The organism is Streptomyces sp. NK08204 (assembly GCF_020400585.1).
GTDB lineage: Bacteria > Actinomycetota > Actinomycetes > Streptomycetales > Streptomycetaceae > Streptomyces.
On record NZ_JAINVF010000025.1, the window covers coordinates 20285 to 39474 of the forward strand.

At 71.2% G+C, this 19190-nt stretch carries 18 protein-coding genes and 4 pseudogenes; 12 read left to right on the forward strand and 10 right to left on the reverse strand.

Annotated elements, in window-relative coordinates:
- Positions 1–462 precede the first annotated feature (462 nt).
- The gene (locus tag K7G59_RS28100; RefSeq protein WP_225839043.1) at positions 463–1980 is read left to right on the forward strand and encodes a glutamate-cysteine ligase family protein; all 1518 of its coding nucleotides are present in this window, start codon (positions 463–465) and stop codon (positions 1978–1980) included.
- Between the two features lie 577 nt (positions 1981–2557).
- A complete protein-coding gene (locus K7G59_RS28105) occupies positions 2558–3364 on the forward strand; it encodes a CPBP family intramembrane glutamic endopeptidase (RefSeq protein WP_225839044.1) in 807 nt (268 codons plus the stop codon).
- A gap of 37 nt (positions 3365–3401) precedes the next feature.
- Here K7G59_RS28105 and K7G59_RS28110 read toward each other — a convergent pair whose 3' ends face one another.
- Complete coding sequence (locus K7G59_RS28110) at positions 3402–4214, reverse strand: PhzF family phenazine biosynthesis protein (protein WP_225839045.1); 813 nt, start codon at positions 4212–4214, stop codon at positions 3402–3404.
- Between the two features lie 165 nt (positions 4215–4379).
- Between K7G59_RS28110 and K7G59_RS28115 the strand changes: the two genes are divergently transcribed.
- Positions 4380–4829 (forward strand): hypothetical protein, encoded by a 450-nt coding sequence (locus K7G59_RS28115; protein ID WP_225839046.1) that lies wholly within the window; start codon positions 4380–4382, stop codon positions 4827–4829.
- Positions 4830–4914: 85 nt separating this feature from the next.
- On the opposite strand, the gene K7G59_RS28120 is transcribed toward K7G59_RS28115, so the two are convergent.
- The 3 genes and pseudogenes from K7G59_RS28120 to K7G59_RS28130 form a co-directional block, all read right to left on the reverse strand.
- Positions 4915–5730 (reverse strand): class I SAM-dependent methyltransferase, encoded by an 816-nt coding sequence (locus K7G59_RS28120; RefSeq protein ID WP_225839209.1) that lies wholly within the window; start codon positions 5728–5730, stop codon positions 4915–4917.
- Positions 5731–6044: 314 nt separating this feature from the next.
- A pseudogene (locus K7G59_RS28125) lies at positions 6045–6137 on the reverse strand (ATP/GTP-binding protein); the annotation flags it as partial.
- Positions 6113–6487 carry a hypothetical protein gene (locus K7G59_RS28130; RefSeq protein ID WP_225839218.1) on the reverse strand — a complete coding sequence of 125 codons (375 nt, stop codon included), beginning with the start codon at positions 6485–6487 and terminating at the stop codon, positions 6113–6115. The pseudogene K7G59_RS28125 and the gene K7G59_RS28130, both read right to left, overlap by 25 nt.
- Positions 6488–6828: 341 nt before the next feature.
- Between K7G59_RS28130 and K7G59_RS28135 the strand changes: the two genes are divergently transcribed.
- Positions 6829–7443: a PadR family transcriptional regulator gene (locus tag K7G59_RS28135; protein WP_225839047.1), complete on the forward strand. Its 615-nt coding sequence runs from the start codon at positions 6829–6831 to the stop codon at positions 7441–7443.
- A 188-nt stretch (positions 7444–7631) separates the two neighbouring features.
- Here the strand turns inward: K7G59_RS28135 and K7G59_RS28140 are convergent, their stop codons facing one another.
- A complete protein-coding gene (locus tag K7G59_RS28140) occupies positions 7632–8120 on the reverse strand; it encodes an MSMEG_6728 family protein (protein ID WP_225839048.1) in 489 nt (162 codons plus the stop codon).
- A 276-nt stretch (positions 8121–8396) separates the two neighbouring features.
- Positions 8397–8702: pseudogene (locus tag K7G59_RS28145) on the reverse strand (SRPBCC family protein).
- 366 nt (positions 8703–9068) lie between these two features.
- Here K7G59_RS28145 and K7G59_RS28150 point away from each other — a divergent pair.
- The 3 genes from K7G59_RS28150 (at position 9069) to K7G59_RS28160 (ending at position 11792) form a co-directional block, all read left to right on the forward strand.
- A complete protein-coding gene (locus K7G59_RS28150; RefSeq protein ID WP_374114293.1) occupies positions 9069–9578 on the forward strand; it encodes a Clp protease N-terminal domain-containing protein in 510 nt (169 codons plus the stop codon).
- Between the two features lie 10 nt (positions 9579–9588).
- Positions 9589–10647, forward strand: coding sequence for an EamA family transporter (locus K7G59_RS28155; RefSeq protein WP_263976883.1), 1059 nt, complete (start codon positions 9589–9591; stop codon positions 10645–10647).
- 194 nt (positions 10648–10841) lie between these two features.
- Positions 10842–11792 (forward strand): DMT family transporter, encoded by a 951-nt coding sequence (locus K7G59_RS28160; RefSeq protein WP_225839050.1) that lies wholly within the window; start codon positions 10842–10844, stop codon positions 11790–11792.
- 1 nt (position 11793) lies between these two features.
- On the opposite strand, the gene K7G59_RS28165 is transcribed toward K7G59_RS28160, so the two are convergent.
- Positions 11794–12495 (reverse strand): pyridoxamine 5'-phosphate oxidase family protein, encoded by a 702-nt coding sequence (locus K7G59_RS28165; protein ID WP_225839053.1) that lies wholly within the window; start codon positions 12493–12495, stop codon positions 11794–11796.
- A gap of 47 nt (positions 12496–12542) precedes the next feature.
- Here K7G59_RS28165 and K7G59_RS28170 point away from each other — a divergent pair, with 47 nt between their 5' ends.
- Positions 12543–13874, forward strand: a complete 1332-nt coding sequence (locus tag K7G59_RS28170; protein WP_225839056.1) for an aminotransferase class I/II-fold pyridoxal phosphate-dependent enzyme — start codon at positions 12543–12545, stop codon at positions 13872–13874.
- 79 nt (positions 13875–13953) lie between these two features.
- Here K7G59_RS28170 and K7G59_RS28175 read toward each other — a convergent pair whose 3' ends face one another.
- The gene (locus K7G59_RS28175) at positions 13954–14934 is read right to left on the reverse strand and encodes a DMT family transporter (RefSeq protein ID WP_225839057.1); all 981 of its coding nucleotides are present in this window, start codon (positions 14932–14934) and stop codon (positions 13954–13956) included.
- A gap of 74 nt (positions 14935–15008) precedes the next feature.
- Here K7G59_RS28175 and K7G59_RS28180 point away from each other — a divergent pair, with 74 nt between their 5' ends.
- Positions 15009–15926: a LysR family transcriptional regulator gene (locus K7G59_RS28180; protein ID WP_225839059.1), complete on the forward strand. Its 918-nt coding sequence runs from the start codon at positions 15009–15011 to the stop codon at positions 15924–15926.
- A 7-nt stretch (positions 15927–15933) separates the two neighbouring features.
- Here K7G59_RS28180 and K7G59_RS28185 read toward each other — a convergent pair.
- Positions 15934–16374 (reverse strand): annotated as a pseudogene (locus K7G59_RS28185) (pyridoxamine 5'-phosphate oxidase family protein).
- Between the two features lie 25 nt (positions 16375–16399).
- On the opposite strand from K7G59_RS28185, the pseudogene K7G59_RS28190 reads away from it, so the two are divergent.
- A pseudogene (locus tag K7G59_RS28190) lies at positions 16400–16653 on the forward strand (hypothetical protein); the annotation flags it as partial.
- Positions 16654–16693: 40 nt separating this feature from the next.
- Here K7G59_RS28190 and K7G59_RS28195 read toward each other — a convergent pair.
- Positions 16694–17152 (reverse strand): Rieske (2Fe-2S) protein, encoded by a 459-nt coding sequence (locus K7G59_RS28195; protein ID WP_225839061.1) that lies wholly within the window; start codon positions 17150–17152, stop codon positions 16694–16696.
- Between the two features lie 354 nt (positions 17153–17506).
- On the opposite strand from K7G59_RS28195, the gene K7G59_RS28200 reads away from it, so the two are divergent.
- Both K7G59_RS28200 and K7G59_RS28205 read left to right on the forward strand, forming a co-directional pair.
- Positions 17507–18472 carry a sigma-70 family RNA polymerase sigma factor gene (locus K7G59_RS28200; protein ID WP_225839062.1) on the forward strand — a complete coding sequence of 322 codons (966 nt, stop codon included), beginning with the start codon at positions 17507–17509 and terminating at the stop codon, positions 18470–18472.
- A gap of 260 nt (positions 18473–18732) precedes the next feature.
- Positions 18733–19149: an SgcJ/EcaC family oxidoreductase gene (locus K7G59_RS28205; protein WP_225839064.1), complete on the forward strand. Its 417-nt coding sequence runs from the start codon at positions 18733–18735 to the stop codon at positions 19147–19149.
- The last annotated feature ends 41 nt before the right edge of the window (positions 19150–19190 follow it).

Genomic DNA, 19190 nt, shown 5'->3' on the forward strand with positions numbered 1-19190 from the left:
GACCTCCCGACCGTCAGTCACCTCGACGGCAGGATCACGGGAAGGCCCAGGACCGGGGCGTCCACCTTACGCCTTGTTCACCGAGTTTATACGACCAGTGTTCAGGTGGAGTTTCGCCTATCCGATTGCGGTGAGGCGGACAAGGCGCTATTGGGTCGCCGTTCAGCTGCCGATACGCGGGAATCCTCCCGGTTTTCCGCCGGGTGTGCCGCGCTGACCTCGAAATACCGCGCGGTTGCGGTCGGCCGAATGTCGTCGGCGTTTTTCACGAGGCTCCCAGGGAACCCGACAGTGCGCACTGCTGCATGCCCCGTGAATGTGCCGCTGGGCACATTCCGACAGCGTAGCGGGCGCCGGTACCAGCAGGGGCGTTATCAATGGCTTCGACTGGGCATCATCCCACCTGACCCGGGACCCCGGCGGCCGGATGAACGGCCCGCCCATCCGAGGAGGGACACTTCGATGGGGGAGAAGGTCGTGGCGGGGCAGTTTGAACTGTCTGATCGCCGGCGCTACCGCGAAAAGCTCCACATGTGCCTGGCGGGACTGGAGCGGCTACTGGTCGAGAAGCGATTCGACCGTCCCAAGAACCTCATGGGGCTGGAGATCGAACTGAATCTGGCCGGGCCCGACGGCTTGCCGAAAATGCTGAACGGTCAAGTACTCGAGCGGATCGCGAGCCGCGACTTCCAGACCGAACTCGCCATGTTCAACCTGGAAGTGAACATAGCGCCCCACCGGCTGGGTGGGCGGGTATTCGACCGGCTCGCCGAGGAACTGCGCACTGCCCTGGCGTATGCGGACCGCAAGGCCGCCGAGGTGGCGGCCGGCATCGTCATGATCGGCATCCTGCCCACCCTGGAGCGGGACGACCTGGTCTCCTCCAACCTCTCCGAGGTCGACCGCTACACCCTGCTCAATGATCAGATCGTGGCCGCACGCGGCGAGGACTTCCTGCTCGACATCGACGGCATCGAGCACCTCACCTGCACCTCGAGGTCCATCGTCCCCGAGGCCGCATGCACCTCCGTACAGCTGCACCTCCAGGTCACCCCGGCCCGGTTCGCCGACGTGTGGAACGCGGCCCAGGTGGCGTGCGCGGCGCAGATCGCCCTCGGCGCCAACTCGCCGTTCCTCTTCGGACACGAACTGTGGCGAGAGTCCCGGCCGCCGCTTTTCCAGCAGTCGACCGACACGCGCCCGCCGGAGCTCCAGGCACAGGGGGTACGGCCGCGGACCTGGTTCGGCGAGCGCTGGATCTCCTCCGCGTACGACCTGTTCGAGGAGAACCTGCGCTTCTTCCCGGCGCTGCTGCCGATCTGCGACGGCGAGGATCCGCTGGAGGTGCTCGACGCCGGGGGCGTACCGCGCCTTGCGGAGCTCGTCCTGCACAACGGCACGGTGTACCGCTGGAACCGGCCGGTGTACGGCATCGCGGACGGCGTTCCCCATCTGCGCGTGGAGAACCGGGTGCTGCCGGCCGGCCCCACCATCACCGACGTGATCGCCAACGCGGCCTTCTACTACGGTCTGGTGCGGATGCTCGCCGACGAGTCACGTCCGGTGTGGACCCGGCTGCCTTTCGCAGCGGCCGAGGCGAATTTCGATGCCGCGTGCCGGTACGGCATCGACGCACGGTTCGTCTGGCCGCGCAGGGGGCGGTACGGCGGCACGTGCGAGGTCGACGCCGTCACGCTGGTCCGCGACGAGCTGCTGCCGCTGGCCTCCGCGGGGCTGGACGCGTGGGGGGTCGAGGCCGCCGACCGGGACCTTTACCTCGGCGTGATCGAGGAACGCTGCCGACGCCGGGTCAACGGAGCGTCCTGGCAGGCGGCCACCTTCCACCGCGCCCTGGAACAGGGCCTGCCTCGCGAGTCGGCCCTGGCCGCGACGACCCGCCGCTACGCCGAACTGATGCACGCGGGCGAGCCGGTACACACCTGGCCGGTGGGTCTGCCTGAGCCTGTGCCGCTCGGGTGAGTGCGGCGGCTCAGAGTGCCGCGGGCGGAGCCCGGGGTTTGAAACGGAGGGGGTGAGGGCCGGCGGGTTCTGAGGCGGCGGGGTGAGGGGGCCGGAGGGGTGAGCGGTGAGCGCCGGAGGCCTGAGCGCCGTGATGACCGCCGGCTCGCGCCGTAGTGCCGGGTGCCCGGCGCCGTCGCGGCGCAGAACACAGGGGTGGTGGAGAGGAAGGGGTGGCGGCGACCACGGCGCGCGGAGAAGAGAGGGAGGGGGCCGCGGGGAAAGAGGCGGCGGAGAAGCCGTTCACGGCCGCCTCGATCCACAGGTTCGCTCTCGGTCCTCGACGAGCTTCCACATGCCTCCCGCCCGAGCCGTCCTCCCGCACCGGCCCACGTGCCCACCGCCCCTGCCTTCTCCTTCCGAACGCCTCTCCCTACGTCACCTCGCGCCCCCGGCGCGCCCCGCCAGCCTCGCCCCGTCCGGCGCACGACTGCTTCCCTTCCCGCGCCCCACCAGCCCGGTGCAGGGTCGCCCGTGTCGGTTCTGCGATCCTTGCGGGCGTAGGTGGGCTGTCGGCTGTGTGTGGCTGGAGGGCGGAGTGCCGGTGGAGGCTGACTCGGTGGCTGATTCCTTGGCGGGGGAGCGGGAGCCGCGGCGGATTCTGCGGGACGAGACGCTGCTGGTGCTCGGGGTCTCGCTGGGGGCGAGCGGGGTGTCCGCGCTCATCAGCTTCATCGGTTCGGTCACCAAGCCCGGCGGCCTCAAGGACCAGGCCGCCACCCTGAACGCCTCGGCCGCGCCCGGCCGTCCCTGGCTGGACCTCGCCTGGCAGCTCTTCGGCATCGCCACCGCGCTGGTCCCCGTGGCCCTCGTCGCCCATCTGCTGCTGCGCGAGGGCCAGAGCCTGCGCACGCTGGGCTTCGACCGCACCAGCCCCAGGTTCGACCTCGCCCGGGGAGCCGGGATCGCGGCCGTGATCGGCAGCACCGGCATCGCCTTCTACCTCGCCGCCCGCGGCCTCGGCTTCAACCTCACCGTCGTGCCCGAGGCGCTGCCCGGCGTGTGGTGGAAGTACCCCGTTCTGGTCCTGAGCGCGCTGCAGAACGCGATCCTCGAAGAGGTGATCGTCGTCGGCTATCTGCTGCGTCGGCTCGGGCAGTTGGGCTGGACCCCGGGGACCGCGCTGATGGCCAGCGCGGTCCTGCGCGGCTCGTACCACCTGTACCAGGGCGTCGGCGGCTTCGTCGGCAACGTGGTGATGGGCGTCGTCTTCGTCTGGCTGTACCGCCGCTGGGGCCGGGTCGGCCCCCTCGTCGTCGCGCACTCCCTGCTCGATATCGGCGCCTTCGTCGGCTACGCCCTGCTCGCGGGCAAAGTGGGGTGGCTGCCCACACCCGCGCACTGAGCCGCCCAGCCCCTCGAGGCGCCGCTCGGGTCGCGGTTCAGGACAGCAGCCGGCCCTCGATGGTCGTGACCGCGCGGCCGGTCAGGAGCGTGCGTTCGCCGCGCAGGACCGTGCGGACGAGGCCCGTGCGGCGGGACGCCTGGAGCCCGATGAGGTCCTCGCGGCCGAGGCGGGCGGACCAGTGCGGGGCGAGCGCGGTGTGGGCGCTGCCGGTGACCGGGTCCTCGTCGATGCCGACGTTCGGGAAGAAACAGCGGGAGACGAAGTCGTAGCCCCGGGAGGGGGCGTCGGCGCGGGCGGTGGCGATGATGCCCCGTGAGGAGTACGCGGCCAGGGACTTGTGGTCCGGGGTGAGGCCGAGCACCGTCGTCTCGTCGGCCAGTTCCACGAGCAGGTCGCCGACGCTCGGTCCGGTGTCGAAGGCGGCGACCGGCTCGGCGCCCAGCGCTTCGGCGACACCGGCCGGGACCTCCACGGGCGTGAGCGGGGCGGTCGGGAAGTCGAGGGTGATCGAACCGTCCGCGTCCGGCGTGGCGATGAGCACGCCGCTGCGGGTGGCGAACCGCACCGGCCCCTTGTGGGCTCCGCTGGTGTGCAGGACGTGCGCGGTGGCGAGCGTGGCGTGGCCGCACATCGCGACCTCGGCGACCGGCGTGAACCAGCGAAGCGCCCAGTCGGCGTCACCGCCCTCGGGGAGCCGGTGCGCGAACGCGGTCTCGGCATGGTTCACCTCCATGGCGACGTTCTGGAGCCAGTCGTCGTCCGGGAACCCGTCGTCCAGGAGCAGGACTCCGGCCGGGTTGCCGGCGAAGGGGCGGTCGGTGAAGGCGTCGACGATTCGGATACGCATGGCGCCGACGCTAGAGCCGCGACGAGCCGTGGGGCCAAGGCCAATTCACGACTGCTGGACCGGCCTGGACCGGCCTGGACCGGCACACGGACCTCCGCTCCCGGGTGTCCGCAGCTGGTCAGGGGGCCTGGGTTCCGATGCGGTCCGTAGCGAAGGATGTGCGCCATGTACGAGACCTTCCGCTACCGCTCCATCCACGCCGGCGTGGGTTTCGCCGCAGACCTGCGCGCTGACGCGTACGAGACGGACGGGCCCCCGCCCCCGCCCGCCCTCCTCATCTACCGCTCGCTGTACCTGCGGCTGCCTCCGGGCCGAACTCCGTACTGGCTGGAGGCGGCCTGGCTCGCCTTCGGGGCTTCCCTGCATGCCAGACACCTGGTCGACGGCCGGACCCTGGTCCTCGACGTCGATGCCTTCACGTACCCGGGCGCCGACTTCCGCGCTGAGGTCGCTGCCCTCGCCATCGACGGATGGATCCACCGTCGCTTCAGGCTTGCCCCGTGCAGTGCCTCGGTCACGTACGACAGACCCTCCCACCGCTTCACCTTCGCCTGGCCGGGCTCGACCGTCCCCTTCGCGGACGAGCTCCCGCCACCGCCACCAGACCACGCGTGAGTTGCCAACCGCTGGCGAGCGTTCCCTGTCCTGTGACAGTGAACCTTGACCGATTGCCACTGAAGTTTGACCGCCTGGAGGCGCTTTACCGGCGGACCGCCGAGATCAGGCCGCCGGGCCGCTCCTCGCGCTGCGGCGGGGTGCTGATCGGGCGGCCGTAGGCGGCAGCGCGCTCGCGCAGGGTGTGACTGTCAGCCTCCCAGCCGTGCCCGGCCAGCCAGCCCACCGGGTCGTAGGGCATCTCCGAGACCCACATGGACGCCGCCGATCCCGGCACGGCATCCGCGCCGAAGCGCTCGATCACGCCGCGCGAGCCCAACGTCAGCCCCATCCGACTGCCTGCCGCCGACAGCGTGCTGATCCGGGCCAGCAGCAGCTCCACCGCGTCCTCGGGCAGATAGATCAGCAGTCCCTCGGCGATCCACACGGTCGGCATCGCTGGGTCGTGCCCTGCGGCGGCCAGCGCGCCTGGCCAGTCCTCACGCAGATCCACCGCGACGGTGATCCGCTCGCAGCGTGCGACGGCCCGCTCCTGGCGCAGCACCGAAGCCTTGAAGTCCAGTGGCGCGGCGGTGTCGACCTCGAACAGTCGGGTGCCCTCTGGCCAGTCGATTCGGAAGGCCCGGCTGTCCATGCCGGCGCCGAGCAACACGACCTGCCGGACCCCGGACGCGGAGGCCTGCTGCAACAGGTCATCGAGGAACTTCGTCCTGATGACGATGGAGAAAGACACGGCCAGTCGGCGGCGGCGCGCGGCCTCGTCATCGGGCAGCGGCGGCGAGGAGGGCCATAGGCCGCCAGCGGTGGCGAAGGCCTGTGCCAGTGGGTCGCGGAACAGGGCGTTCTCCCGCTCGGTCTCCAGCGCCCGCACCCTGGCCACCCCCACCGCCGTGGCCCACACTCCCGACGGCTGCACCCGCTCCTGCTCATCAGTCACCGCGCCAGCCTAGAAGGCTGCTGCGCCTTCCGCTGCCGGTATGCCTTCTGGCGGCAGCGCTGTGAGCACGTCCGGCGTTGTTGCTGGCAGCGCCCTGCTGGTAGTGGTCCTCCGCAGGTCTCGCAGGGTCTCGTTGATGCCGTGGGGGCTGGTTCGGGTGGCTGGGGTGGTGGTGCGGGCTGTGGTGTCGGCGATGTGACCGGCGGTGGAGAAGGTGGGTTCGCGGGAGGCTGCCTGAGCTGTTGGCGACGTGCTCGCTGGCGGCATCGGTCTGAGCATGTCAGGTCGATGATGTTCATGCGGGCCACCACCGGCAGCCCGAGGAAACGGGCGAACTCGGCCGCGATCATGCGGGGTGTCGCGGCGGGCGGTCGGGCGTCCCGATCGGGTCCGCCGGTAGCGGGCCAGCCAGCGCATGTTCGCCATGAACACCGGCTTGGGCGTGCCCATCCACGCAAACTCCCAGCCCACCGCCAGACAGGCCCGACGCGTCGCCGTGAACGCTTCCCCCGGTCCGCTCGTCCAGCCGGTCCGCGGACCGGACATCGACCACCCTGGCCCGCCCGTCAGCGAGGCGTACGAAGTAGTCAGGCGCATGGCGACGCTGTTCCTGACCGTCCTGCCAGTGCAGCCAGAAGGGCTGTGAGGCGATCTCGACCACCTCCGGATCACGGTCCAGCAAGATCAGGCAGTCCCGCTCCAGCCACGACTCGTAGCCCAACCGGCTGAACGCCCTCGAACCGCGTACTCCACAACTGGCCCAACGGCCCGCGGCAACGCTCACCAGACTCAAGAAAGTCCAGTTCAAAGGCGGATAACGACGGATCTCCGTACGCCTGAGCCGGTGCCCCCACCAGACCTCCAACCGCAACGGTCAAAGGTCGGTGGCAGGAACGTACCGGTGGTCAAAGTTCAGTGGCAATCGAACGAGATTCGCTGTCACAGGACATTCCCCCGGGGGGAAGAAGGTTGTCATGCGACTGGTCTCGATATATCGTTGAGATATCACGTAAAGATCGCGATTGATAAGCGACAGGTCAACGAGGGGATGGGGTGGTCGCGGTGGGCCCCCACGGATTCGAGCGTGGACACGAGGAGTGCGGTCCGGGTCGACACGGCCGGGGCGGCTTCGGCGGCTTCGAGGGGCGGCGCGCCGCCTTCGGGCCCTTCGGGCCAGGCGGACCCGGATTCGGCCCGGGCCCATGGGGGCCGCGAGGGCGTGGCGGTCCAAGGGGCAGGGCACGGCGCGGTGACGTACGCGCCTCGATCCTGGCCCTGCTGAAGGACCGGCCGATGCACGGCTACGAGATGATCCAGGAGATCGCCGAGCGCAGCGGCGGGGTCTGGAAGCCCAGCCCCGGCTCGGTCTACCCCACCCTCCAGCTGCTGGAGGACGAGGGTCTGATCACCAGCGAGAGCGAGGGTGGCAAAAAGCTCTTCTCGCTCACCGAGACCGGTCGTGGCGCCGCCGAGGAGGGGCCGGACGCTCCCTGGGAGGAGGCCTCGCGCGGGGTCGACTGGGAGGCCCTCAGCGAGATCCGCCAGGCGGGCTTCGGGCTGATGGAAGCCTTCGGGCAGGTCTGGAAGACCGGCACGAAGGAGCAGCGCGAGAAGGCACTGGCCGTCATCAACGAAGCCCGCAAGAAGCTGTACCTGATCCTCGCCGATGAGCACTGAGGATGAGCGCTGAGGCCGTCACGACGACCGGGGCGCCCTCCGGAATCCTCCGCGGGACGCCCTGTTGCGTGGCCGGTCGAGGGGACAGGGCTCGGCGGTGGGGTGGCGGTCACCGCGAGAGTCTCGTCGCGTGCACCGGCACCAGGCTCCTGGCCGGGCTCTCTCCCGTCCCTCGCTCCTTGCGTGCGTCACCGGGCGACGGGCCTGACATCCCGTTCCCGGTCGGACTCCGGCCACACATAGGGCAGGTCGTCCGGTGTTCCCGGGAACACGTCGCCATAGGCGTCCCGGTCCTTGCGGACGAGTGCCGACCGGTGACTCCGGTGGAACGCCTCGTCGCCGAGCCAGGGCGGCAGTTCGCCGGCGGCGGCGAGAGCGGGCTGGTCTCTCACGGGGGTGCCCGGGCGGGCCTCGGTGAAACCGGCGACGAGCGAGGCGGCGCAGCTGTCCTGGTGTCCCCGCTCCCGCCAGACCCGGCAGATCTCCAGGCCGTAGCGGACGAGTGCCTCCTCGTATCCGGTCCACATGCGCACGGCGGGGTGCCGCCGCCATCCGTATCCCGGGACGGTCAGACCGCGCAGCACCTGGAGCGCCTCGACCCGTTGCTTGCCGAGGCGCCGGCGGTCCAGCAGCAGGGCGGAACGGCGGAAGTCGGGATGGGGCAGGAACGTCTGCATGACGGTCACCTGAAGTCGCGCGTCGTCCGGCAGCGCGGGGGTCCGGCCGCCAACGGGCTTGCGGCCCACTGACCGGCGGGGGGAGGGCAGAGGCGGTTCCCACGACCCACTCCGCGTACCGGCTGGCTCCGTGTCGAGCAGCCGGTGCACACCGCGTCTGCGCCTCCCGGCGCCCCGATCAGTGGGGCACCATCGCCGAGTGCCCCGACGGCGCCGACTCCAACCACGTCGCAGCCGACCACCTTTGCGCCGTGGGCAACCGTCCATGGTGCCGGCTCAGGTCACCTGCCCGGCCGGCGTGCGCAGCGGCTCGTTCCACGCGGCCGTCGCCGAGTCCTTGAGCCTGCCCGTCACCAGCGACACCGGGGTGCCGGTGAATTCACCGTCGACGCGGACCGTCCTGGCCTCTCCGTCGGGTCCGAGCGGCCAGCGGGCGGTGACGGTCCCTTCACCGGGAAGCCCATCAGCTTCATGTTCTCCTGGAACGTACCGCCCACCGCGGGGGTTCGGCCTGTCCTCGGGAAAGCCTGTGCGGGGCGCGTTCCACTTCCCGTACGACGACCGGTCGGTGAGCCTGCTGATGGGCCATCAGAAAACCCGGGATGCCACCCGGCCCGCGCGACGTGTCACCGCCGCGTCGAACAGAACCCACGCAGTGCTCCCCTTGGGGCGTACACCCGGTGCGCGTGCTGCTTGCCGTCCACCGACGGCAGCTCCACAAGGCAGGACCCGCACATGCTTTCCCTGCCCGTGTCGGACGGGTGGCAAGAGGCCGTCGTTGCCTTGAGGGGCGTGCGGCAAGGCGGCGGCGCGCGCCCCTGGCGGGCGGCCGACCGCATCTCCTCCGTAAGGATGAGATCCCGGTCGGCGATGTCCACTCTGCGTGGGACGCGAAAATGGTTCCGCCCGTCGATGCCCCGGACCGTTGTGGCTGATGGGGTAGGGGTTGTGCAATCGCGTACAGCCCGCCGGCCCGCCTCTGACGTGACGGACCCGCGTGGGGACATGGACGACGAAGCCGGGCTCAGTGCCGAGCTGGCGGCGGTGGTCGCCAGTGCCCGCAGGAGGGCCGTGCGGGACGGGGACCGGCAGATCGACACCGCCCACCTGCTCCACTCCCTCCTCGAACACGACGCCGAGGTCCGCGCCGCCGTCGGCGACGCCCCGCAGCTCGCCCGGCTGCTCGGCTACCTCGTGCAGCGCAGCATCGGCTACGGCCTGCGCTGGCAGGGCAGCGTGGAGGACTCCGTCGGTGAACGTGCCGTGGCCACGCCCGGCGCCGCGGGCTGGTCGCCGGTCGCCGCAGCCGCCCTGACGTACGCCCTCGGGCGCGCCCGGCGGCGCGGCGAGACCCGCGTCAACGGCACCGACCTGCTCGCCGCCCTCGTCGTGGACCGGCGGTCCCGGGCCGTCGAGGTCCTCGAACGCGCCGGCGTCCGTGTGCCGTCCATCCCCTGAGACAGGGGCAATGGGGGATGACGCTCATGTCATCGCCTGTCATCATGTGCCGGTGCGTAAGTCTGAGAGCAGTCAGGGCAGTCGTGGAAAAGGCGTCGGGCTCGGTCTCGCGCTCGCCTCGGCGCTGGCCTTCGGAGGGTCCGGGGTGGCGGCCAAGCCACTGATCGAGGCGGGGCTCGACCCGCTGCACGTGGTGTGGCTGCGGGTGGCCGGTGCCGCCGTGGTCATGCTGCCGCTCGCCGTACGGCACCGCGCCCTGCTGCGCGACCGGCCCGCGCTGCTCGCCGGTTTCGGGCTGCTCGCCGTGGCGGGTGTCCAGGCCTGCTACTTCGCCGCGCTCTCCCGTATTCCGGTCGGCGTGGCGCTGCTCATCGAGTACCTCGCGCCCGCCCTGGTGCTCGGCTGGGTGCGGTTCGTCCAGCGCCGGCCGGTGACCCGTGCCGCCGCGCTCGGTGTCGTCCTTGCGGCCGGCGGCCTGGCCTGTGTGGTGCAAGTCTGGTCGGGGCTGAGCTTCGACGCGCTGGGCCTGGTGCTCGCGCTGGGCGCGGCCTGCTGCCAGGTCGGCTACTTCGTCCTGTCCGACCAGGGCAGTGACGCGGGCCGGCGGGCGCCGGACCCGCTGGGGGTCATCGCCTACGGCCTGCTCGTCGGTGCCGCCGTGCTGACGCTCGTCGCCCGCCCCTGGAGCATGCGCTGGTCGGTGCTGACCGGCTCAGCGGACATGAACGGCACCGCCGTCCCGGCACTCGTACTGCTCGCCTGGATCGTGCTCGTCGCCACGGTCATCGCGTACATCACCGGCGTGCTCTCCGTGCGGCGGCTGTCTCCGCAGGTCGCGGGTGTCGTCGCCTGCCTCGAGGCGGTCATCGCGACCGTGCTCGCCTGGGTGCTGCTCGGCGAGCACCTGTCCGCTCCGCAGATCGCCGGTGGCGCCATCGTGCTCGTCGGCGCGTTCATCGCCCAGTCCTCGGCCCCCGCCAAGCCCGCCCCGGAGCCGGTCGCGACGGGCGGCCCGGACCACGAGTGGTCCGGCGCCGGGAAGTTGTCCGCCCGCGACACCACCGCATAAGGTGCCGGTCATGCCTTCGAACGCGCTCGTCCTTCCGCCTCCCGCCGCCTGACGGCGGGCCTCCCGGACCACACGCCCGGCGCGCGACGTGCCGGGCCGGACGGTGCTGCCCGCAGATGAGGTCCTCGCGCCCCGCCACGGCGGGTCGCCTTCGAGCTTTGGCACTTCTGTGCGCTTCTGCGGAGAGATTCCCCTTGTCGAATGCTGTCTCAGGCCTGCCCGTCGGGCGTGGCCTGCTCTACCTGATCATCACCGGTGCCGCCTGGGGCACCGCCGGCGCCGCCGCCTCCCTGGTCTACCGGGCCAGTGACATGGGCGCCTTCGGCCTGTCGTTCTGGCGCTGCGCCATCGGGCTCGTCCTGCTGCTGGCGGGCCGCATGCTGCGCCCGCGCATCCGCCCGGCAGTGGCCGAACCCTTGCGCCGCAGGGTCGCGAAGGCCGTCACCACCGGCCTGGGTCTGGCCGTCTTCCAGACCTCCTACTTCGCGGCCGTGGGGGTGACCGGGCTGGCCGTTGCCACCGTCGTCACCCTCGGCGCGGGACCCGTGCTCATCGCGCTCGGCGCCCGGCTGGTGCTGGGGGAGCGGCTGGGCCGCGGCGGTGTCCTCGCCGTCGCCGGGGCGCTCGCCGGGCTGGTCGTGCTCACCCTGGGCGGCTCTCAGGCGTCCGTCCGCCCGGCGGGCGTGTTCCTCGCGCTCGTCTCGGCGGCCGGCTACTGCGTGATGACCCTGCTCACCCGCCGGTGGGGCCGCGACGGCGGTGTCGACGCCTCCGACACCACGCTCTGGGCCTTCGCGGTGACGGGCCTCGCCGTGCTGCCGCTCGCCGTGCACGAGGGACTGCTTCCGCACACCGCCCACCCCGCCCGGCTGCTGTGGCTCGTCGTGTACATCGCCGCGGTGCCGACGGCCCTCGCGTACGCCCTGTACTTCGCCGGAGCCGCCGTCGTACGGTCCGCCACCGTCTCCGTCATCATGCTGCTGGAGCCGGTGACCGCCGCCGTGCTCGCCGTCGCCCTGCTCGGCGAACACCTCACTGCTGCCACCCTGACCGGCACCCTGCTGATGCTCGGCGCGGTCGGCGGCCTCGCCGTGGACGAGGCCCGGGGAGGCGGGCGCCGTGACCCGGTGCCCACGACCTCCTAGCTCAGCGCGCCGCCAGATCGGCCAGGTACCCGGGGAGTTCGACCCCGGGCGCCAGGCCGGCGTCGGCGACCGGGATGTCGTACCCCTTGCGGAGCGGGACGACCCCGGCCCAGTGCGGCAGGGTCAGGTCCTCGGGCTCGTCGTTCACGCCGCCGGTGCGCAGCTTGGCGGAGACCTCGTTCAGATCCAGGCGGATCACCGCGGTGGCGGCCAGCTCCTTCTTGTTCGCGGGCCTGGAGTCGGCGGCCCGGCCCGGCACGACGTGGTCGACCAGCGCGTCCAGGGCCAGCCGCCGCTCCTCGGTGTCGGTGACGTCGTACGCGATGCCGTGCACCACGACCGAGCGGTAGTTGACCGAGTGATGGAAGGCGGAGCGCGCCAGGACCAGCCCGTCCAGGTGGGTGACGGTCAGGCACACCGGCAGGCCCGGGTCGGCCTGGCCGGTCATCCGCAGCGGGCGCGATCCGGTGGACCCGTGGATGTAGAGCCGCTCACCGACCCGGCCGTACAGGGTCGGCAGCACCACGGGGGCGCCGTCGCGGACGAAGCCGAGGTGGCAGACGTAACCCTCGTCCAGTATCGCGTGCACCAACTCCCGGTCGTATGCGGCCCGTTCCGCCGAACGCGTCGGCACAGTACGGTCGGTGGGGGTGTACGCGGTGGATACCGGCTGCGGTGCGTTGGTCTCCTTGGTCCCCTGCATTGCGTCTCTCCTGGCGATCAGTATTGCACTAGTGCATAATTGTTTTTGTGCTAGGAGAGTATCGAATCCAGGGACGTGGCGCAGCAGAGATCGCGGCGAGCGTGGAGCGTGCGGTCGGCAGCGGAGAGCTGCGGCCGGGCCAACCGCTGCCCCCGATGAGGGAGTTGGCGGCCAGCCTCGGGGTGAACCCCAATACGGTCGCGGCTGCCTATCGCACCCTGCGCGAGCGCGGAGTCATCGAGACCGCCGGACGCCGGGGCAGCCGCGTCAGGTTCAAGCCGGCCACGACCGGGCGTGAGGAACTGCGCGTGGAGGTCCCCGCCGGCGGGCGGGACCTGTCGACCGGCAACCCCGACCCCGCCCTGCTGCCCCGCCTGGCCCCCGCCCTCGCCGCGGCGGCACAGGCCGGGGACCGGGAGCCCGTCCTGTACGGCGACGACCCGGTCGACCCGGACCTCGCCCGCATCGCACGCGCCGACCTCGACGCCGACGGCGTGCCCGAGGGACCGCTGACCGTCACCTCGGGCTCCCTCGACGCCGTGGAACGCGTGCTGCTGGCCCACCTCAAACCGGGCGACGCGGTCGCCGTCGAGGACCCGGGCTGGGGCAGCACCCTGGACCTCGTCCCGGCGCTGGGGCTGCGCACGGTCGCCGTGGGCGTCGACGACGAGGGGCCCCGCGCCGACGACCTGCGCCGCGCCCTGGAGTCCGGCGCCCGCGCCGTGATCGTCACCGGCCGCGCGCAGAACCCGACCGGCGCCTCGGTGAGCGCCACGCGCGCGCGTGCCCTGCGCGCGGTGCTGCGCGAGCACCCGCAGACCCTGCTGATCGAGGACGACCACGGCCACGGCATCGTCGACCTCCCGCTGCACCCAATCGCAGGCGTCACCACCCACTGGGCCCTGGTCCGCTCCGTCGCCAAGGCTTATGGCCCCGACCTGCGGCTCGCCGTCCTCACCGGCGACCCCGTCACGGTCGACCGGGTGCGGGGCCGCCAGCGCCTGGGGCCGGGCTGGGTGAGTCACCTGCTCCAGCGGGCGGTGGTCCGGTTGTGGACCGACGGTGCGGTGGACAGGGCAGCGGTGGCGGCGGCCTACCGCTCCCGCAGACAGGCCCTGATCGACGCGCTCGCCGACCGCGGTGTCGCCGCCCACGGTCGCAGCGGCATGAACGTCTGGATCCCCGTCCGCGACGAGACGGGGGCACTGGCCCGCCTCCTCCAGTCGGGCTGGGCGGTGGCCCCCGGAGCCCGTTTCCGCCTGGACACCCCGCCGGGCATCCGCATCACGGTCTCCACACTGACCGTGCACGACATCGCCCCTCTGGCGGAGGCGGTGGCGGCGGCGGTGCGACCGTCACCGGCGCGGACCTATGGCTGACGCACGTCAGGTGGGATGCGTTCCCTCGGGGCGTTCCCTCGGGGTGTTCCCTTGGGGGGCGTCCTCTCGGGATCTCGGCTCAGGACTTCTGCTCGGGACTTCCGCTCGGCACTTCGGCCCGGGTCTTCGGCCTCACCTGGGTGAGCGCCGCGCCCGCGAGGACGATCACTGCCCCCACCGGCGTGGTCCAGCGCAGCGACTCGCCGAGAATCGCAACCCCGGCGGCCGTGGCGATGACCGGAATGAAGTACGTCACCATCTGAGCGGTGGTCGGCCCGACCTCGGCGACCAGCCCGTACTGGATGAGCACCGCCAGCCCCGTCCCCAGCGCGCCCAACGCGGCGATCGCCAGCAGCGGGACGAGCGGGGCATGTGTCGGCAGTCCTGCGAACAGGGGGGTGACAACGGCCAGTTGCAGCGTGGCGATCAGCAACTGTCCGCCCGTCATCGACAGATGCGAGTTGCCCGTACCGGCCAGCATGCGCCGGACGTAGATCCAGCCGACCGGATAGCTCAGCGAGGCCAGCAGCGCCATCGCCGTACCCGTGGCGTCCAGCCCGTGGAAGCCCTGCCACGCCCCGAGCACCGTCAGCACCCCGAGAAAGCCCAGGCCCAGCCCGGCGACACGCACCCGGGTCGGCCGGTCCTCGGAGAGGGCGACCATGGACAGGGCCATGCCCCACAGGGGCGACGTGGCGTTGCAGATGCCGGCCAGCGTGGACGGGATGGTCAGTTCCGAGTAGGCGAAGAGGGAGAACGGCAGGGCGTTCAGGAAGAACGCGGCGACCGTCATGTGACCCCACAGCCGGGCCCCGCGCGGCAGCCGCTCCCGCTTCACGGCCATCGCCGCGAGCAGCACCGCGGTACCGAAGACCAGCCTGCCGAGGGTCACCTGGAAGGGCGCGTACCCTCCCGTGCCCACCTTGATCAGCAGGAAGCTGAAACCCCAGATCAGGGACAGCGCACCGAAGCGCAGCCGCCAGTCGAGGCGAGCGCGGGGGCGGGCGGGGGTCGGGGCGGGGGTGCGGGACTGGATCCGGGGTGTGGCGGTCGTGCTCATGACCTCAACCATGCACGACGTGATCTCGTAGCACAATCGAGACTTCTCACCTGATACCTCGTAGTATCACTTACATGTTGAACCTGGACCGCCTGCGCACCCTGGACGCCCTCGCCCGGCACGGCTCGGTCAGCGCCGCCGCGGAGGCGCTGCACGTCACCACCTCCGCGGTCTCCCAGCAGTTGGGCAAGCTGGAGCGTGAGGTCGGCCAGCGACTCCTCGCCAAGAACGGCCGGGGCGTGCGGCTCACCGACGCCGGACGACTGCTGTCCGAGCACGCGGCGCGCATCCTCTCGCAGGTCGAACTCGCCCAGTCCGACCTGGAGGCGCACCGCGGGCAGGTCGTCGGCGAACTCAGGCTGTCGGCGTTCCCGACCGCCGCCCGCGGCCTGTTCCCGTCCGCGCTCGGCGCGCTGCGCGCCGAGCACCCCGGGCTGCGTGTGCGCTCCAGCGAGCTGGAACCGGAGCAGGGCATCGCCGCCGTCGTACGCGGCGACCTGGACCTCGCCGTCGTCCTCGACTGGTATAACAAGCCGATGCCCGTGCCCGACGGCCTGGTCAAGGCACCCCTGCTGGACGACCCCGCCGATGTCGCCATGCCGGCCGGGCACCGGCTCGCGGGGCGGGAGGAGGTGGACCTCACCGAGTTCGCCGAGGACGAGTGGATCACCTGGGGCGAGGGTGAGTTCTGCCACGAGTGGCTGATGTTCACCCTGCGCTCCAAGGCCGTCGAGCCGATCGTCGGCCACCGCGCGGGCGAGACCCACACCCAACTCGCCCTCGTGGCCAGCGGGCTGGGCGTGTGCATCGCCCCGCTGCTGGGTCGCCACCCGGTGCCTCCGGGCGTCGTCCTGGTGCCGCTGAAGCAGCGGGTGCGCCGGCACGTGTACGTGGTCTGGCGGGCGGACGCCGACCGCCGCCCTTCGATCCGCGCGGCGGTCGAGGCCCTCCGGGCGGCAGCACGGCAGGTGGAGCAGCATCAGGCGAGCTGAACCGGAGTCAGAGGGAGGCGAGTTTGCGGAAGTCCCAGGAGACGGTCTGCGCCGGGGTCAGCCGGACCCAGGCGTGCAGGCCGTCGTGCGGCATCTCGCCGATGCCGAAGCACTTGTGCGCGAACAGCGTTTCGGGCCCGCCGAGTTCGGCGCACAGCTCCCCGGTGCGCGGCACCTCGCCCACGAACTCCACCCGCCCGGACAGCTCGACCCCGCGCAACTGGTCCTACTCCTCGCCCGAGTCGACGACGACGGCGACGGCGACCCGAGGATCGCGGCGCAGCTGGGCCCAGCGCCGGCTGCGCACCACCGAGTAAAGCCACAGCGAGGTGCCGTCCCAGGCGAACCACAGCGCGTTCACGTGCGGTGCGCCGTCCGCCGAGACAGTCGCGACCCGGCAGGTGCGCTGGGTCGCGAGGAACTCGTCCAGCTCGCCGGGAGTCATCATGATCTTCCGGCCCCGACGCTGACTGATGCCCTCGCGCGAGCAGTTCAGCGAGATCCGCGGCCCCGCGAGCACCGTGCTGCTCACCGTGGAGTGCCGGCAGGGCGCCGTCGGACCGGACGGCGCGCTGCCCGAACTCGCCCGCACGGCGCGCTCTCGCCGCCGATCGAGGTCACCGAGGCGGACTTCGTCGTAGGGCGGCTGCGCGGCCTGTCCACGATCCACGCCACCGCCGTCGACGCCCTGCCGCACAACCTCGGCTGCCGCACCCTGGCCGCCACGGTCACCACCACGGAGGAGGTGCTGGGCTGCCTCCAGCGGCTCAGGCGAGCGTGATCTGGTCGCCGGTCACCGTGATCTTCGCCGGAGGCAGGGCCCTGGTCGCCGGACCGTGCCGCACGCTGCCGTCCTCGATGGAGAAACGGCTGCCGTGACACGGGCAGACGATGGCGCCGCCCGACACGCTGCCCACCGCGCAGCCCCGGTGGGTGCACTTGGACGAGAACGCCCTGAACGTGCCGGTCGTCGGCTGCGTGACCACCACGCCCCGGTCCTCGAAGACCTTCCCGCCGCCCTCCGGGATGTCCGCGGTCCTGGCGAGCACCCCACCGGTCGAACCACCACCGGACGAACCATCGGCGGACGTACCGGAGCCGCTGTTCACCGAGTCCGACGAGCCGTCGCCCGATCCGCAGGCGGTGAGCGCGGTGGCGAGCCCCGCCGCCGCGGCCGTCGCCACGACGGTGCGGCGGGCCGGTCCCGCTTGGGATGCGCTGGTCATATGGATTTCCTCCCATGGAGCGTTTCGAGGTCCGCCCAGGGGTACGGGCCGCGGGCACCATGCGTTCAGAGTCCGCCCCAGCAACATGAGGGCGACCACATGACCGCAGGACTGGGCAACCGAGCCCTGGGACTCACCTCGCCCCGAATCCAGGTCGCCCGAACCGGTACCGTCTCGCTTCGGCGATCTGACTACCAGTGACCACTTCGCGGGAGTTGAGCCAGAACCCCAGAACCGAAGTGCCTGTACGCGAGATGGGGCAGCACCCGAAGCACTGAGGCCCCCCTCATGCCGGTGGGGTGGAGGTTCGATAGTGTCCCCGGCAGGGGACGCAACAAAAAACGGGGGCCGGGTGTGGCGACCACGATCGAGGACTTCGACCGCCAACTCGAGCCATACCGACCGGAGCTGCTCGCCCACTGCTACCGGATGCTGGGCTCGGTTCACGATGCCGAAGACCTGGTGCAGGAGACCTGTCTGCGGGCTTGGCGGGCGCGGGCACGGTACGACCGAACCCGCGGCTCGTTGCGGACCTGGCTGTACCAGATCGCGACCAACGCCTGCCTGAGTGCCCTGGAGAGCCGCAGCCGCAGACCGCTGCCATCAGGGATGGTCGCGGAAAGCGATCCTCTCCAGCCGTTCGTCCATGGCGGCGAGGTCACCTGGCTGCAGCCGATGCCCGACGCGCTGCTGCACCTGGGGGACCCGGCCGGCGCAGCCGTCGACCGGGGCAGCCTGCGCCTGGCGTTCGTCGCTGCGCTGCAGCATCTCTCGGCGCGCCAGCGCGCCGCGTTGATCCTGCGCGAGGTGCTCGCCTTCTCAGCGGCCGAGACCGCGGACGTGCTCGGTACGTCGGTCGCTTCGGTCAACAGTTCGCTGCAGCGGGCGCGTGCACGCCTGAACGAAGCAGGCGTCCGGGAGGACGAAGTCGCGGAGCCCTCACAGGCGGAACAGCGGGCTTGCGTTGAGCGCTACATGAAGGCGTTCGAGAAGGCGGACATCGAAGGAATCAAGCAGCTCCTTGCCGACGATGTCCTCATGGAGATGCCTCCGATGCTCAACTGGTTCGTCGGTCGCGACAATTACGCCCAATTCATGGGCTGGGTCTTCGCGAAGGCCGGCAGCAGTTGGCGTCTCGATGCGATCGCGGCGAACGGCCAGCCGGGTTTCGCGGCGTATCGCCGCGGCGACAGCGGCGCGTTCGAGTTGCACACCCTGCAGGTGTTCACCGTCACTGACGCCGGCATCAGCAGGACCACCGTGTTCCAGGACGACGAGGTCTTCGCGGCGTTCGGCCTGGAGACCAAGAGCGAATCCTGAAGGGCTGCTCCGCCCGCCGCGGGCCCGTGCCGGTGTCGGCACGCGGGCGGGCCCCTCTTCGTCGGCTCCGGGGCGGCAAGCCGACCAGACACGGGCGCATCGTCGCTGTTCAGGGCGCTATCGGCTGCCACTCGAAAAGAATCTCCACGGGCGCGATGAGTTCTGGCCTGGCCGCCGGTATCTATCTGCGGAGCCCAGACGACTCCCTGTGAGCCGCAGGCCGCAGCGATCTGTACCGGTACGACGAAGCGAGGAAGACCTTGATTGCGAACCAGACCCGTGCAGCGGACGAGACCGCCATCCGTAACGTGCTCAAGGGCGTATACGAAGCCTGGAGCGCCAACGACGCTGACGCGTTCGTGGCCGAGTACACCGAAGACGCCAGCGCGATCCTGCCCGGGTCCTACCGGAAGTCCCGGGAAGAGATCCGCGAGAGCATGAAGGCCGGCTTCAGCACCTTCCTGAAGGGCTCGACCACTACCGACAAGGTACTGGACATCCGTTTCCTCAACGATGATGCGGCTGTGGTCGTCAGCGAGACGGGCATCCTCTTCCCGGGCGAAACCGAGGTGCCGGAAGGCCGCCTTGTGGTCGCGAGCTGGGTGCTCACACGGCAGGACGGCAAGTGGCTTCTTGCGGCCTACCAGAACTCCCCGGCGGTCACGCACCAGGGCTGAGGCTGCCGGCCTGGCGCCCCTCGACCACCACCGCGGAAGAG

Excerpts from the sequence above, each read along its gene's own strand:
- K7G59_RS28100 (WP_225839043.1), top strand. The coding sequence starts at position 463 with ATGGGGGAGAAGGTCGTGGCGGGGCAGTTTGAACTGTCTGATCGCCGG.
- K7G59_RS28110 (WP_225839045.1), bottom strand. The coding sequence starts at position 4,214 with ATGCGTATCCGAATCGTCGACGCCTTCACCGACCGCCCCTTCGCCGGC.
- K7G59_RS28115 (WP_225839046.1), top strand. The coding sequence starts at position 4,380 with ATGTACGAGACCTTCCGCTACCGCTCCATCCACGCCGGCGTGGGTTTC.
- K7G59_RS28140 (WP_225839048.1), bottom strand. The coding sequence starts at position 8,120 with ATGCAGACGTTCCTGCCCCATCCCGACTTCCGCCGTTCCGCCCTGCTG.
- K7G59_RS28155 (WP_263976883.1), top strand. The coding sequence starts at position 9,589 with ATGGGGGATGACGCTCATGTCATCGCCTGTCATCATGTGCCGGTGCGT.
- K7G59_RS28165 (WP_225839053.1), bottom strand. The coding sequence starts at position 12,495 with ATGCAGGGGACCAAGGAGACCAACGCACCGCAGCCGGTATCCACCGCG.
- K7G59_RS28175 (WP_225839057.1), bottom strand. The coding sequence starts at position 14,934 with ATGAGCACGACCGCCACACCCCGGATCCAGTCCCGCACCCCCGCCCCG.
- K7G59_RS28180 (WP_225839059.1), top strand. The coding sequence starts at position 15,009 with ATGTTGAACCTGGACCGCCTGCGCACCCTGGACGCCCTCGCCCGGCAC.
- K7G59_RS28195 (WP_225839061.1), bottom strand. The coding sequence starts at position 17,152 with ATGACCAGCGCATCCCAAGCGGGACCGGCCCGCCGCACCGTCGTGGCG.